General features: G+C 76.8%; 10 protein-coding genes. 6 read left to right on the plus strand and 4 right to left on the minus strand.

The genetic code is table 11. From position 1 onward, the window contains the following. Positions 1–75: 75 nt before the first annotated feature. From BM142_RS20335 to BM142_RS20345, 3 genes are all read left to right on the plus strand, one after another. Positions 76–828: a MerR family transcriptional regulator gene (locus tag BM142_RS20335; RefSeq protein ID WP_092202672.1), complete on the plus strand. Its 753-nt coding sequence runs from the start codon at positions 76–78 to the stop codon at positions 826–828. A 279-nt stretch (positions 829–1,107) separates the two neighbouring features. Next, positions 1,108–2,196, plus strand: coding sequence for an FUSC family protein (locus tag BM142_RS20340; RefSeq protein WP_139228968.1), 1,089 nt, complete (start codon positions 1,108–1,110; stop codon positions 2,194–2,196). A 43-nt stretch (positions 2,197–2,239) separates the two neighbouring features. Beyond that, positions 2,240–3,331: an FUSC family protein gene (locus BM142_RS20345; protein WP_139228969.1), complete on the plus strand. Its 1,092-nt coding sequence runs from the start codon at positions 2,240–2,242 to the stop codon at positions 3,329–3,331. 6 nt (positions 3,332–3,337) lie between these two features. On the opposite strand, the gene BM142_RS20350 is transcribed toward BM142_RS20345, so the two are convergent. Further along, entirely contained in the window at positions 3,338–4,132 is a 795-nt protein-coding gene (locus tag BM142_RS20350; RefSeq protein WP_092202677.1) for a methyltransferase domain-containing protein, read from the minus strand. 26 nt (positions 4,133–4,158) lie between these two features. Next, entirely contained in the window at positions 4,159–5,709 is a 1,551-nt protein-coding gene (locus BM142_RS20355) for a glycerol-3-phosphate dehydrogenase/oxidase (protein WP_092202679.1), read from the minus strand. Positions 5,710–5,744: 35 nt separating this feature from the next. On the opposite strand from BM142_RS20355, the gene BM142_RS20360 reads away from it, so the two are divergent. Next, positions 5,745–7,403: an FAD-binding oxidoreductase gene (locus BM142_RS20360; RefSeq protein WP_092202681.1), complete on the plus strand. Its 1,659-nt coding sequence runs from the start codon at positions 5,745–5,747 to the stop codon at positions 7,401–7,403. 150 nt (positions 7,404–7,553) lie between these two features. On the opposite strand, the gene BM142_RS20365 is transcribed toward BM142_RS20360, so the two are convergent. Beyond that, the gene (locus BM142_RS20365) at positions 7,554–8,993 is read right to left on the minus strand and encodes an FAD-binding oxidoreductase (RefSeq protein ID WP_092202683.1); all 1,440 of its coding nucleotides are present in this window, start codon (positions 8,991–8,993) and stop codon (positions 7,554–7,556) included. 190 nt (positions 8,994–9,183) lie between these two features. Between BM142_RS20365 and BM142_RS20370 the strand changes: the two genes are divergently transcribed. Next, a complete protein-coding gene (locus BM142_RS20370) occupies positions 9,184–12,543 on the plus strand; it encodes an ATP-binding protein (RefSeq protein ID WP_175527387.1) in 3,360 nt (1,119 codons plus the stop codon). Between the two features lie 240 nt (positions 12,544–12,783). Here BM142_RS20370 and BM142_RS20375 read toward each other — a convergent pair whose 3' ends face one another. Then, a complete protein-coding gene (locus BM142_RS20375; RefSeq protein ID WP_092202687.1) occupies positions 12,784–13,551 on the minus strand; it encodes an SDR family oxidoreductase in 768 nt (255 codons plus the stop codon). 117 nt (positions 13,552–13,668) lie between these two features. On the opposite strand from BM142_RS20375, the gene BM142_RS20380 reads away from it, so the two are divergent. Beyond that, positions 13,669–14,904, plus strand: a complete 1,236-nt coding sequence (locus BM142_RS20380) for an arginine deiminase (protein WP_092202689.1) — start codon at positions 13,669–13,671, stop codon at positions 14,902–14,904. The last annotated feature ends 49 nt before the right edge of the window (positions 14,905–14,953 follow it).

Here is a 14,953-nt window from a genome sequence, read left to right on the forward strand (position 1 = left end):
GCGGGTGACGGGCTTGACCCTGACGTGGCGTCAGGCTGTTGCCTTCTCCTCGTCAACACCGAAGGAGGGACCGCGATGAACGTGGGAGAGGTCGCGGCACTGGCCGGCGTCACGGTGCGCACGCTGCACCACTACGACCGGATTGGCCTGCTGTCGCCGTCCGGGCGCACGTCGGCCGGCTACCGGCAGTACTCGGCGGCCGATCTGGACCGGCTGCACCAGGTGCTGCTCTACCGCGAGCTGGGGTTCCCCCTCGAGGAGGTCGCGGCACTGCTCGACGACGCGTCCGCCGATCCCGCGGAGCACCTGCGCCGGCAGCACCGGCTGCTGCGGGACCGGCTGGAGCGGACGTCGGCGATGGTCGCGGCCGTCGAGAAGGAGATGGAGGCACGGGACATGGGGATCGCACTGACCCCGGAGGAGAGGTTCGAGGTGTTCGGCGAGCACGACCCGGCGCAGTACGACGCCGAGGTGCGGGAGCGCTGGGGCGAGACCGACGCGTACGCGCAGTCGACGCGGCGGACGGCGGCCTACTCGAAGGACGACTGGGTCCGGATCACGGCCGAGATGGAGGACCTCGGCAACCGGTGGGTCGCCGTGATGCGGTCCGGGGCCGCGCCCGACTCGGCGGAGGCGATGGACGTCGCGGAGGACAACCGGCAGCACATCAGCCGCAGCTTCTACGAGTGCTCGCCCGAGATGCACGCCGGCCTCGGGCGGATGTACGTCGAGGACGAGCGCTTCGCGGCCACGTACGAGGCGATGGCACCCGGCCTGGCGCGGTACGTGAGCACCGCCGTCCAGGCCAACGCCGCCCGCCAGGGCTGACGCCGGGCCCGCTCGGCCCCGACGGGCGTCGTCCGCCCGCGACTGGCGGTGGCAGGTACAGCCGCACCACCGGACGTCCAGCCGCGCCACGACGCGGCTGGACGTCCGGTCCGGCGGCCAGACCCCGGGGAGGGTCCGGCGGCCAGACCTCGGGAAGGGTCCGGCGGCCAGACCCCGGGAAGGGTCCGGCGGCCAGACCCCGGGAAGGGTCCGGGGACGAGTCGGACGTCACCCTCCCGGTGGGTGCGCCCGGCCCCCCGTGGCCCGCATCCTGGCCGGGTGGGGTGGGTGGTGGCACGGCTGCAGCAGCCGTGGGTGCAGCGGGCGGTCCGGGCGGCACTGGCGGCGGGGCTGTCGTGGCAGGTGGCGCTGCTGCTGCCCGACGCCCTCTCCGAGTACGCCTACTACGCCCCGCTGGGCGCGGTGATCGCGGTCAGCCCGACGGTCGCGGACTCGGCCAGCGCCGCCTGGCGCAGCATCCTGGCGATCCTGCTCGGGTTCGCGCTGGCCGTCGCGGTCTACGAGGTCACGCGGGCGGTGCCCAACGCGCTGACCATCGCGCTGATCGTGCTGCTGGCGATCGTCGTGGAGCAGTGGCGGTACCTGCGGGAGCAGGCCAGCTGGGTGAGCTTCGCGGCGGTCCTCATGCTGACCGTGGGGACGGCGGACCCGGCCGACTACGCGGTGCGCTACGCGGGCCTGACCTTCCTGGGGGCCGCGATCGGCGTCCTGGTCACCACCGTGCTGTTCCCGCCGCTGCAGCTGACGTCGGCCACCCAGCGGATCGAGGCCGCCCGGGGGCTGATCGCGGACCACCTGGAGACGATGGCCGCCGGGCTGCGCAGCGGCCGGGTGCCCGACCCGGACGAGTGGGACGACCGCGGGCACCGGCTCGACCGCGCCCTGGAGCGGATGCGGCAGGCCGAGCTGGTCGTGGAGCGCGCCCGCCGGGCCAACCCGCGGGCCCGGAAGTGGCGCGGCACCGCGGCCGGCATCCGGGAGCAGTCCCGCGCGCTGGACCGCGTCGCCGTCCTCATCGACGACCTCACCACCCTGGTCGTGGAGTTCCACCCGCACCGGCGGGGCCTGGACCGGGTCGACGACGGGACCGGCTGGGTGCTCGCCGACGCCCTCGAGGGGCTGGCCGGCGTCGTCCGGATCCCGTACCACGACACCGACACGCAGCCCGACGAGCGGGACGGGGCCATCGGGGCGGCGCTCGCGGCGGCCGGGCGGCTGACGGCGCTGGTGCGGGAGTCCGCGATCGGCGACGACGAGGGCTTCTTCGCCCTGGGTGCCGTGGCGGTCGGCACGCACCGGGCCCTGACCGTGCTGGAGGCGCAGTCCCGCTGGCCGCAGCCGGCCTGACCCGGAGGGTTGACCGGCCGGCCGCCGGGAACCGTCTGAGGTCGTGAGGGGTCTGTGGGCACCGTTGCGCCGCCCGGTCGTCCAGCGCGGGATCCGCGCCGCGCTCGCCGCCGGCATCTCCTGGCAGCTCGCCGTCCTCCTGCCGGCCCCGTTGTCCGACTACGCCTACTACGCCCCGCTGGGCGCGGTGGTCGCCTGCCTGCCGACCGTCGCGGACTCGGCGAGCGTCGCCTGGCGGACGGTGCTGGCGATCCTGCTGGGAGGCGGGATCGCGGTCGGCGTGCACGAGATCGCCCGCCCGGTGCCGACCGCCCTCACCCTGGCGCTGGTCGTCGCCGTCGCGATCGGGGTGGAGCAGTGGCGGGTCCTGGGCTCCAACGCCAGCTGGGTGAGCGTCGCCGCGCTGTTCACCCTGACGCTGGGGAACGCGGACGATCCGACCGCGTACGTGCTGCCCTACGCCGCGCTGGTGCTGTTCGGTGGCGCGATCGGCGTCCTGGTGACCACGCTGCTGTTCCCGCCGCTGCAGCTGACCCACGCCAGCGAGCAGGTCGCCCGGGTGCGGGAGCTGCTGGCCGAGCACCTGGAGCTCGTGGCGGGGGAGCTGCGCCGCGGCGAGCTGCCGACGGCCGAGGAGGAGGAGCAGCGCGTCGCCGCCCTCAGCGGCCCCCTGGACCGCATGCGGCAGGCCGAGCGCACGGTGGAGCGGGCCCGGCAGGCGAACCCGCGGGCCCGGAAGTGGCAGGAGCCGGCCGCGCGGCTGCGCGCCCAGTCGCGGTCGCTGGACCGGGTCGCCGTCCTCGCCGACGACGTCACGACCCTGGTGGCGGAGTACCGGCCCGGGGACCCGGGCGGGGACGGCCCCGAGCTGGGGACGGCGGAGCGGCTGGCCGACGCCCTCGACGGGCTCGCGGGCGTCGTGCGCACCCCCTACCACGACGGCGACGAGCGCCCCGACGACCGCGACAGCCGCATCGACGTGGCCCGGCAGGCGCTGGACAACCTCACCGAACGGCTGCGCCGGACGACGGTCGACGACGACCCCGGCTTCCTCGCGCTGGCCGCCGTCGCGGTCGGCGTCCAGCGGGCGCTGCTGGCCCTCGACGCCGAGCCCCGCGAGCCGTCCCCGGCCTGACCCGCGTCAGACGCGGATCAGCAGCTCGCCGTGCAGCATGCCGAGCCAGCCGTCGTCGGACTCCGCCCAGCGCAGCCAGGCGGCGGCGATCTCCGCCAGCTCCGCCGGCGTCGCCAGGCCGTAGGCCACCGCCTGGTCGGCGAACGCCGACGACGTCGCCCGCCCGGCCCAGGAGCGGCCCCACCACCGCCGCTCCTCGGGCGAGGCGTAGCAGTAGGTGCCCGCGCTGGCGGTGATGTCGCGCAGCCCCGCCGCGTGCGCCCAGGACAGCAGCCGCCGTCCGGCGTCGGGCTCGGCCCCGTTGGCCCGGGCGACGCGGGAGTAGAGGTCCAGCCACCGCTCCAGGCCAGGGTCCGCCGGGAACCAGGTGGTGGCCGCGTAGTCGACGTCCCGGACGGCGACGAGCCCGCCCGGACGGCAGACGCGGGCCATCTCGCGCAGCGCCGCGACCGGGTCGGTGAGGTGCTGCAGCACCTGGTGGGCGTGCACGACGTCGACGGAGCCGTCGGCCGCGTCGAGCGCGTACACGTCCCCGACCGCGAAGGAGACCGCCACCCCGGCGCCGGCGGCCGCCGCCCGCGCCTCGGCCAGCGGCTCGGCCGACACGTCGATGCCCAGCACCCGCCCGGGGGCGACCCGCGCGGCGAGGTCGACGGTGATCGTGCCGGGCCCGCAGCCGACGTCGAGCAGGTCCAGTCCCGGGCGCAGGTGCGGGAGCAGGTACCCGGCCGAGTTCTCCGCGGTGCGCCACCGGTGCGACTGCAGGACGGGCTCGGCGTGCCCGTGGGTGTAGGTGTCCACGCCCCGATCCTGCACCCGGCGTCCCGTCAGATGGAATGCCCATCCCGTCCAGTGGGATAAGCCTCCTCGGCGAGCACCCGCTCGGCCACCGGCACGGCGCGCTCCCGATCGGCGGGGACCAGCCCGATCCGGGTGCGCCGGTCGAGCAGGTCGGCGACGGTGCGCGCCGCCTCGTAGCGGACCGCGAAGCGGAGCTCCCCCTCCGTCTCGGGCCGGCCGGCCACCACGACGGCGGTGCCCAGCGCCTCCACGGCCGGGGCCTCCGTGCCGTACCGGGTCACCAGCCGCCCCGGTGCGGCCACCCGCTCCAGCGCCGGCCGCGGCGCCGCGCCGACCAGCGGCAGCCGGGACGTGACCGACCGCCGGGCGCCCCGGCCCAGCCGGGCCACCACGGCGTCCACCGCCTCCTCGGCCATCGCGCGGTAGGTGGTCAGCTTGCCGCCGACGACGGAGAGGACCGGTCCGTCCCACTGCAGCAGGTGCCGGCGCGAGAGGTCGGCGGTCGAGTCCCCCGGGCCCGCCCCGGCGGACATCGGCAGCACCAGCGGCCGGTATCCCGCGTAGGCGCCGACCACGTCGTCCCCGGTCAGCGGCGCCGCCAGCACTTGGTTCACCGTCTCGAGCAGCTGGGCCACCTCGGCGTCGCTCGGCGTCGCGTCGTCGTCGGGCACCTGGCCCTCGACCGGCTCGTCGGTGATCCCGAGGTAGACCCGCCCGTCGGCCTGCGGCAGCGCGAACACGTACCGCGACCGCGACCCGGGGATCGGCACGGTGAGCGCCGCCGTCGGCGACCCGAGCGCGGATCCCGGCACCACCAGGTGCGAGCCGCGCGAGGGCACCAGCCGGATCGACGGCGCCAGCGCCTGCGCCCACACCCCCGCGGCGTTCACCACGGCCCCGGCCCGCAGCGCGAACGCTTCCGCGCCGGCCCGCACGTGCACGTCGGCACCGTCCACCGCCGTCGCGGTGGCGCCGGTCAGGACCCGCGCCCCGTACGCGGCCGCCGTCCGGGCCAGGGCCACGACCAGCCGGGCGTCGTCCACCAGCTGCCCGTCCCAGAAGACGACGCCGCCGCGCCCGGCGCGGACACCCGGCACCAGCCGCGAGACCTCGTCGGACCCGACCCGCCGGGTGCCGGGCAGCGACCCGCGGCCGCCGCGCACCGACAGCCGGACGGCGTCCCCCAGCCGGCCGCCCGCGGCGGCCAGCGCGGTGACGTCCCGGCCGGCGACGTCCGGGACGAGGAACGGCAGCCGCCGCACCAGGTGCGGCGCGGTCGCGCCCATGAGGACGGCGCGCTCCCGGGCGCTCTCCCGGGCCAGGCCGAGCTCGCCGTGCGCCAGGTAGCGCAGCCCGCCGTGGACCAGCTTGGACGACCACCGGCTGGTGCCCGCCGCGAGGTCGGTGCGCTCGAGCAGGACGACCGACAGGCCCCGGCTCGCGGCGTCCAGCGCCACCCCCGCACCGGTCACGCCGCCACCGACGACGACGACGTCCACGGTCGCGCCGGCCAGCTCCGCGAGATCGCGCGCCCGGCGAGCCGGCGAGAGGGCTCCAGGCAGGGACGACGTCACCATGATCGCTCCGGCGGCAGCACCGGCAGACTGTACCGGTGGCAACGCAGCCGGAACTGACGATCCAGGGCTGGGGACCGCCGTCCCCCGCCGCGGCACCGCGCGACGGGGACCTGGGCGGCACGCTGCCCAGGGCGGCCCGCCGCTACCTGAGCGGCGAGCTGGGCTGGACCCCGCGGGCGACCCCGCCGGTCGCCGTCGACGAGATCGACCTGGCGCCCTCCCGGCTCGCCGAGGACGTGCGCGCCCGGCTGGTCGAGCTGCTCGGCGCCGACAACGTCCGCACCGACCGGGAGTCGCGGCTGCGGCGGGCCGGGGGGAAGAGCTACCTGGACCTCCTCCGCCGCCGCGGCGGGAACGCCTCCGACGCCCCGGACGCCGTCGTCCTCCCCGGGACGACCGAGGAGACGGCGGCGCTGCTGGCCACCTGCAGCGAGCAGGGCGTCGTCGTCATCCCGTTCGGCGGGGGCACCAGCGTCGTCGGCGGCCTCGCCGGCGTCGACCCCGACGACCGCCCCTCGATCGCCGTCGACCTGTCCCGCATGTCGTCGGTGCAGTCCCTCGACGTGCCCTCCTCGCTGGTCACCGTCGGCCCCGGCATGCGCGGCCCCGCACTGGAGCAGGAGCTGGGCCGGGCCGGCCTGACCCTCGGGCACCTGCCGCAGAGCTGGGAGTTCGCCACGCTCGGGGGGTACGCCGCCACCCGCTCGGCCGGGCAGAACTCCACCGGCGTCGGCCGCTTCGACGAGCTCGTCACCGGGCTGACGCTGGCCACCCCCTCCGGGGTCCTGGAGCTGGGCCATCCCCCGGCGACGGCGGCCGGGCCCGACCTGCTGGGCCTGGCGCTCGGGTCGGAGGGGACGCTCGGCATCATCACCGAGCTGACGCTGCGGGTCCGCCCGGTGCCGGCGACCTCGGCCTACGAGGGGTGGTCGTTCCGCTCCTGGGCCACCGGGCTGGCCGCTCTGCAGCAGCTCTCCCGCCACGACCTGCTGCCCGACGTCGTCCGGCTGTCGGACTCCGACGAGACGCGGGCCAACCTGCTGATGGCCTCCGGTGCGGGGGCGAGGGCGCTGCGGGCCGGCCTGCGGGTCCGCGGGCACGGCGACGGCTGCCTGCTCGTGCTCGGCTGGGAGGGGCTGCCCTCGATGGTGCAGGCGCGGACGAAGGCGGCCGCCTCCGTGCTGCGCGACGGCGGGGCGATCCGGCTCGGCCGCACCGTCGCCGAGTCGTGGAAGAAGAACCGGTTCGCCGGCCCCTACCTGCGCGACCGGCTCATGGACGGCGGGCTGCTGGTCGAGACCCTGGAGACGGCGGCCACCTGGTCGGCGCTGCCCACCGTGTACGACGCCGTCCGCCGGGCCCTGCGCGGTTCGCTGACCCGCGACGGTCGCCGTCCGCTGCTGATGAGCCACCTCTCGCACGCCTACCCGACCGGTGGCTCGCTGTACGTGACGGTGCTGGCCGACCGCGACGACGACCTGCCCCTGCAGCAGTGGCTGACGGCCAAGCGGGCCGCGACCGACGCCCTGCTGGCCGCGGGCGGCACGCTCACCCACCACCACGCCGTCGGCGCCGACCACCGCCCGTGGATGGAGCGCGAGGTCGGGCCGCTCGGGGTGGAGGTGCTGCGGGCGGTCAAGGAGCGACTGGACCCCCGGGGCATCTGCAACCCCGGCGTCCTGCTCCCCGACTGAGCACCCTGCGCCGCGGACCGGGGTCAGGGGTCCGCGGCGCCGACGGCCCCGCTACGCCATGATCAGGGGACCTGATCCCGGAGCGTCCTCCCTCACGTCCTGCGGTGAGGGAGGACGCTCGATGATCAGGGTGGCTGATCGTGGACGGGCTCAGATGGCGTGGCCGAACGTGAAGATCCCGGCCGGGTCGACGGCGGCCTTCACCGCGCGCAGTCGGGTCAGGGTCTCCGGCGGGTAGGCCGCACGGACCTCCCCCGGGCCGGACACGTCACCCAGGAAGTTGATCATCGTCTCCGCGGCCCGCCACGGCGCCAGCGCCCCGACGACCCCGCCCACGACGGCCGGCACGACCTGCGCCAGCTCCGGCACGCCCGGGCCGATCACGTACACCGCGAACGCCCCGCTCCGGCCGGGGACGGCGTTCGGCACCGCCGCCGGCCGGCCGAGCGCGCCCCCCATGAGCCGGATCTCCACCATGATCACCGGGACGTCGAGCTGCGGCCCGGCCGCCGCCAGCAGCGCGTCCACCGCCTCCTCGGTCAGGTCGGTGAGCAGCAGGCCCTTCTCGAAGGCCGGCATCGGGTCGACCGGGTCCATGTGGATGCTGTCCATCTCCGTCGTCCGGATGGGGCCGACGTAGCCGAGCACGATCCGCCCGGCCTCCTTCATCGGCGCGAGCAGCCGCTCGGCCTCGGCCTCGTCGGGGCCGGCGGAGGCGAACCGCAGGTGGACGACGGTCTGCCCGCGCAGCGGGGGCGGGAGGAACTCCAGGTCCGGCAGCCGCAGCAGCGCGATCGAGCTGCTGATGTGCTCGGGCAGCATCGGCGCCCACTGGCGGAACCGGTGCAGCAGCGCCGGGGCGTCGTCGCCGGCGAAGAAGATGCCGCCGGCGTACAGCCCGGTGACCGGCACCAGCTCGATCTCCAGCGCCGTCACGATGCCGAGGTTGCCCTTGCCGCCGCGGACGGCCCAGAAGAGCTCGGGCTCGGCGTCGGCGGTGAGGCGGCGCAGCCGGCCGTCGGCGGTCACGATCTCCACGGCGTGGACGTGGTCGGCGGCGAACCCGTACTGCCGGCCGAGCGACCCCATGCCGCCGCCGAGGGTGTAGCCGACCACGCCGACGTCGGACGACGAGCCGCACAGCCCGGCGAGGCCGAACTCGGCGGCCGCCTCCAGCACCCGGGCCCACTTCACACCGGCCTCGACGCGGGCCGTGCGCCGCTCGGGATCGATCTGCACCCCCTGCATCCGGCGGGTGGTGACCATCAGCGACCCCGCGGCGTTGCGGACCGGGCCGTGGCCGGTGGCCTGGACGGCGACGCGCAGGTCGTGCGCGACGGCCCAGGAGACGGCGGCGGCGACGTCGGCGGCGCAGGTGGCGCCCACGGCGACGGCGGGGGTGTGCTGCACGGCGACGTTCCAGGTGGCGACCTCGGCGGCCAGGCCGTCGTCGCCGGCGACGTAGACCGGCCCGTGCACCCGGCCGCGCAGCTCGTCGACGGCGCCCGCGGGGAAGGCGGGGGCGAGGGTGGCGAGCACCGTGTCGCTCAGGACGGCGGAGGGGAGCTCGGGCTTCTCGGTGAGACTCATCAGGGGTATTTCCTCTTCGCGGCCGCGGCGGTGGCCGCGGATCGGGGGAGCTCGCGGCGGTGACCGCGCAGCCGGTTCGGACGCAGGACAGAGTTCCGGCGGCCGCTTGGCGGATACTTGGACCCGACTTGCAGCGCACCGCACGAGAAGGGGTGCCGGCCGGGCACGGCGGCTGGGAACATCCCGGCTCGTGCGCTTCCGCGTGCTCGGCCCGCTCGAGGTCACCGGTCCCGACGGCCGTCCGCTGGACGTCGGCGGCGCGAAGCCGCGCGCGCTCCTCACCCTGCTGCTGGCCGAGGCCGGCCGGGTGGTCGGGATCGACCGCATCGTCGACGCACTCTGGGGCGAGGACCCGCCGGCCACCGCCACCGGCACCCTGCAGGCCTACGTCTCCCACCTGCGGCGGGTCCTCGAGCCCGAGCGCGGGCCGCGCGAGGCGCCGACCGTGCTGCTCACCCGCCCGCCCGGCTACCTGCTGCGGGCCGACCCGGCCGACCTGGACCTGCTCCGGTTCGCCCGGCTGGTCGACGACGGCGACCGGGCGGTCGGGGCCGGCGACGGCGCCGCGGGCATCGCCCTGCTCGACGAGGCGCTCGGGCTGTGGCGCGGCGACCCCTTCCCGGAGCTCGGGGAGCTGCCGGCCGCGGCGACCGACCGGCTGCGGCTCACCGAGCTGCACGTGCGGGCCCGGGAACGGCGCTGCGACGCCCTGCTGGCGGCGGGCCGCGCCGAGGCCGCCGTCCCGGACCTCCAGCGACTCGTCGCCGAGCACCCGCTGCGCGAGCGGCTCTGGGCCCGCCTGGTCACCGCGCTCTACGCGGCCGACCGGCAGGCCGACGCGCTCGACGCCCTCCGCCGGTGCGCCGGGCTGCTGCGGCACGAGCTGGGCATCGACCCGGGGCCCGAGCTGCGCGACCTGGAGCGGGCCGTGCTGCGCCAGGACGCGACGCTGCTGGACCGGGTGCCGCGCCCGGTCCTCCCGACCGCCCCGGCCCCGGCCCCGGTGATGACCGCCGGCGCCGAGCTCCTGGTCGGCCGGCGGAGCGAGCTCGCGCGGCTGCAGGCGGTCGCCGGGCAGGTGAGCGCCGGGCACCCGGCCGTCGTCGTCCTCGAGGGCGAGGCCGGGATCGGCAAGACCCGGCTGGCCGAGGCCGCCGCTGCGGCGGCGCGGGCCGCCGGCTGGACGGTGGCGTGGAGCCGATGCGCCGACGACACCGGCGCGCCGGCGCTGTGGCCCTGGCGGCAGGTGCTCGAGCAGCTGGGGCAGGACGAGCTCGCCCTCCAGCTCAGGGCCGGGGACGACGACCCCGATGCCGCCCGGTTCGACCTGTTCCAGGACCTGCGGACCCGGCTGCGGACGGCGGCCGGCCCGGCGCCGGTGCTGGTCGTGCTGGACGACCTGCAGGGCGCCGACACCACCTCGGTGCAGCTGCTCGGGCTCCTGGCCCGCCACCTCCCCCGCGCGCCGGTGCTCCTGCTGGTGACGGCCCGCACCGTGGGCGAGCAGCTGCCCGAGGCGGTCACGGACTGCCTGGCCCGGCTGGCCCGGGAGCCCGCCGCCACCTGCCTGCGGTTGGCCGGGCTGGACGCCGACGACGTCGCGGCGCTGCTGGACACCCAGCCCGGCGCCCGCGGCGACCGCGCGCTGGCCTCGGCCGTGCACGACCGCACCGGCGGCAACCCGTTCTTCGTCGTCGAGCTGTCCCGCTGGCTGGCCGGCACCCACGAGCGGCACCTGGACGCCGTCCCGGTGCCGCCGTCCGTCGGCGCGGTGCTGCGCACGCGGCTGGCCCGGCTGCCCGCGCCCACCCGTGCCGTGCTCGAGCTGTGCGCGGTCGCCGGCCGCGAGGTGAGCCTGGAGCTGCTCGAGGCGGCGCGGACGCCGGCGGAGGAGGCGCTGGACGCCCTGGACTCCGCCGTCGCGACGGGCCTGGTCGTGGAGGGGAGGCGGCCGTGGCGCTGGCGGTTCGCCCACGCGCTGGTCCAGGAGGTGCTGGTCGGCGACCTCCCCGCGCTGCGGAGGGCGCGGCTGCACGCGCGGCTGGGCGAGGCGCTGGAGCGCCGGGTTGCCCTGACCACGGACGACTCGCTGGTCGAGCGGCTGGCGCACCACTTCGTCGAGGCGCTGCCGGTCGCCGGTCCCGCGCCGGCACGGATCTACTCCACCGCGGCGGCGCGGGCCGCCCGCGCCCGCCTGGCCCACGGCGAGGCGGCGGCGCACACCCGCCGCGCCCTGGAGCTGGTCGACCCGGCCGGACCGGACGCCGCGCGCACCCGCCACGACCTGCTGACCGCGCTGGGCAACGACCTGCTCCGCTCCGGCTCGCGGACGGAGGCCCGGGAGGTGGTGGCGCAGGCGATCGCGGGCGCCCGGCACCTGGACGACCGCGGGTGCCTCGCCGAGGCGGCGGCGGTCTGGGGGAGCGTGACGGTCTGGAACTGGCGGCCGCACGGCATGGTGGACGACGACATGGTGGCCCTGCTCGAGGACCTCCTGGCCGGCGGGGACGTCGACGACCGCACCACTGCGCAGCTGCTCGGCACCCTCGGCGTCGAACTGGCGTTCGGCCCCGACGACCGCGGGGTGCGCGCCGCGGAGCAGGCGGTCGGGATCGCCCGCACGGCCGGCGATCCCGAGCTCCTCGGGCGGGCGCTGAACAACTTCAGCCTCGCCGTCTGGGGCCGCCCCGGCGCCGCCGAGCGGCGGCTGGCCGCCGTCGACGAGTCCCTGGCGATGGTCGGCCGCGGGCTGCCGCGGTGGACGGAGTTCGTGGCGCGGCTGCACCGGGCGGCGATCCGGCTGCACCTCACCGACCTCGCCGGTTTCGAGGCCGACCATGCGGAGGCCCGCCGGCTGGCAGTGTCGCTGAGCGGTCCGGAGGTGCGCCCGCACGTGCTGTGGCAGGCCGGCGGGCTGGCCTGGCTGCGCGGCGACGCCGCCCGCGCCGAGGAGCTGACCACCGAGGCCTACGAGCTCTACCGCCGGGTCACCCCGCACGCCCGGCACGCCTACGCGGCGCACCAGTTCACCCTGCGCCGCGCCGACGGCCGGCAGGGCGAGGTGGTGCCGCTCCTGGTGGAGACCGGCGACGAGGGCAGCCCGCTGCTGCAGGAGATGGCCGTGCTCGCCGCCGCGGAGTCCGGGGACGTCGGTGAGGCCCGGCGGCTGCGCACGCGGTGGGGGCGCACCCCGATCCGCGACTGGGCCAGCGACGTCGCCGTCCTGCTGCAGGCCGAGTCGGCGCTGTGGCTGGGCGACGACCCGGACCTGACGTCGGCCGCCGAGTCGCTGCTGCCCTACCGCGGGCGCCAAGCGGTCCTCGGCACGCCGTCCCTCACGCTGGGCGCCTACGACGAGCTGCTGGGCCGGCTCGCCGAGCGCCGGGGCGATCTCGACGCGGCACGGTGCTGGTGGCGGTCGGCCCGCGAGCAGGGGGTGCTGGTCGGGTCGCCGCACCAGGTCGCGCTGGCCGACGCGCACCTGGCGCGGGTCACCGAGGTGCCGCCGCGGCAGCGCACCGTCCCGCCGATGCTCCGCGCGCCGTCCTGACCGCCGCCCCCACCGCGCGGTCGCCGGCCCGACCGTCCTCCCCCACCGCGCGGCCGCCGTCCCGGCCGTCCTCCCCCACCGCGCGGCCGCCGTCCCGACCGTTCTCCCCCACCGCGCGGCCGCCGTCCCGACCGTCCTCCCCCACCGTGGCGCGTCCTCCCCCACCGTCTGCCGTGGGGGAGGACGCGCCATGATCAGGTGCCCCGATCATGGCGCGGGCAGCCGGGCAGGGGGTGTTTCTCAGGCGGTGGTGGCGATCCCGCCGTCGACGGGGATGACCGCGCCGGTGACGTAGGCGCCCGCCCGGCTGGCCAGGTAGACGACGACGCCGGCCATGTCGTCGGGCCGGCCGATGCGGCCCAGCGGGGACTTGGCGGCGATCTCCGACCCGAAGGCATCGAGCGTGGCGGCCATCATCTTCGACTCGAACGGGCCGGGCGCGACGGCGTTGACCGTGATGCCCTTCGGCCCGAGCTCCTTGGCGAGCACGCGGGTCAGCTGGTGCAGCCCGGCCTTGCTCGTGGCGTAGGAGTAGGTCGGCATCGGGTTGACGTGCAGGCCGTCGATGCTGCCGACGTTCACGATGCGGGCCGGGTCGCCCTCGCTGGCCGCCGCCTGCAGCTTCGGCAGGAAGGCGCGGGTGAGGAAGAACGGCGACTTGAGGTTGAGGTCGAGCAGCTTGTCCCAGGCCGACTCGGGGAAGGTCTCCAGCGGCTCGCCCCACGTGGCGCCGGCGTTGTTGACCAGGATGTGCACGCGCTCCTCCCGCGCGCCCACCTCCTCGGCGAGCCGCACGCACTCGGCCTCGGTGGAGAGGTCGGCCGGGATGGAGACGGCGGTGCCGAACTCGGCCAGCTCGGCGACGGCGGCGTCGCCCGCCTCGGCCTTGCGGGAGCTGAGGTACACCCGGGCCCCCGCCTGGAGCAGGCCGCGGGCCATCATCAGGCCGATCCCGCGGGTGCCGCCGGTGACGACGGCCACCTTGCCGGTCAGGTCGAACAGGTCCACGCGGTACCTCCGCCTCAGGCGGGGCCCGCCTCGTCGCGGGCCCTCCCCGGCACGATAACCAGCGGGTCGCCGGGCACTGCCGGGCGGCCGGGCCACCCCCTGTGCCAGCCTCTGCGCATGATCGAGTCTGCTCCCGAGGCGCCGCTCATGGGCGCCACCAGCGAGGTCGGCCGGCTGCGGACCGTGCTCCTGCACCGCCCCGGCGCGGAGCTGCGCCGGCTCACCCCGCGCAACAACGACGAGCTGCTCTTCGACGGCGTCCCGTGGGTCGACCGCGCCCAGGAGGAGCACGACGCCTTCGCGCAGGCACTGGCCGACCGCGACGTCGAGGTGCTGCACCTGGACCGGCTGCTGGCCGAGGTGCTGTCCTTCCCCTCCGCCCGGGCCGAGCTCATCGCCGCCGCGGTCGACGATCCCCGGCTCGGGGCCACCCTGCAGCGCTCGACCACCACGCACCTGGCCGGCCTGGCGCCGGAGGACCTGGCCCGCACGCTGATCGCCGGGCTGGCGCACGACGAGCTCCGCGGCGGCAAGGGGCTGGCCTACGAGGTCATGGACCGCGGTGACTTCGTCGTCCCGCCGCTGCCGAACCTGCTGTTCACCCGGGACTCCTCCGTCTGGGTCGGCGACGAGGTCGCGGTGACGTCGCTGGCGATGCCGGCCCGCCACCGCGAGAGCACCATCACCGCCGCGGTCTACGCCCACCACCCGCGGTTCGCCGGGGTGGAGCAGCTCTACGGCGCCCAGCTGGAGCACCTGGAGGGCGGGGACGTGCTGCTGCTCGCCGAGGGCGTCGTGGCCGTCGGCGTCGGGGAGCGGACGACGCCCGGCGGGGCCGAGCGGCTGGCCCGGCGGCTGTTCGCCCGGCGGCTGGCCAGCACGGTGCTCGTCGTCCCCATCGTCCAGCAGCGAGCGACCATGCACCTGGACACGATCGCCACGATGGTCGACGTCGACGCGATGGTCATGTACCCCGCCGTTGCCGATTCGCTGGTCGCCTGGACCGTGACGGCCCCGGACGGGGTGGCCGACGACGCCGACACCACCGAGCTGGCGGTCACCGGCCCCCGGCCGTTCCTGGCCGCCGCCGCGACCGCCATGGGCATCGACCGGCTGCGGGTCATCGACACCGGCCTGGACCCGGTGACCGCCGAGCGGGAGCAGTGGGACGACGGCAACAACACCCTGGCCCTGGCCCCCCGCCTGGCCGTGGCCTACGAGCGCAACACCGTGACCAACGCCGCGCTCGAGGCGCACGGCATCGAGGTGGTCCGGATCGCCGGGTCGGAGCTCGGCAGCGGCCGCGGTGGCCCGCGCTGCATGTCCTGCCCGGTGGCGCGCGACCCCCGCTGACCCGGCCGTCGGACCCCCGCCTCGACCGTCCGGGCGGACTTCGCCGACA

The organism is Blastococcus tunisiensis, from assembly GCF_900112815.1.
In the GTDB taxonomy this organism is placed as follows: domain Bacteria; phylum Actinomycetota; class Actinomycetes; order Mycobacteriales; family Geodermatophilaceae; genus Blastococcus_B; species Blastococcus_B tunisiensis.

Coding starts and splice junctions, on each gene's coding strand:
- BM142_RS20335 (WP_092202672.1), top strand. CDS start 76: ATGAACGTGGGAGAGGTCGCGGCACTGGCCGGCGTCACGGTGCGCACG.
- BM142_RS20355 (WP_092202679.1), bottom strand. CDS start 5,709: ATGGTGACGTCGTCCCTGCCTGGAGCCCTCTCGCCGGCTCGCCGGGCG.
- BM142_RS20365 (WP_092202683.1), bottom strand. CDS start 8,993: ATGAGTCTCACCGAGAAGCCCGAGCTCCCCTCCGCCGTCCTGAGCGAC.
- BM142_RS20380 (WP_092202689.1), top strand. CDS start 13,669: ATGATCGAGTCTGCTCCCGAGGCGCCGCTCATGGGCGCCACCAGCGAG.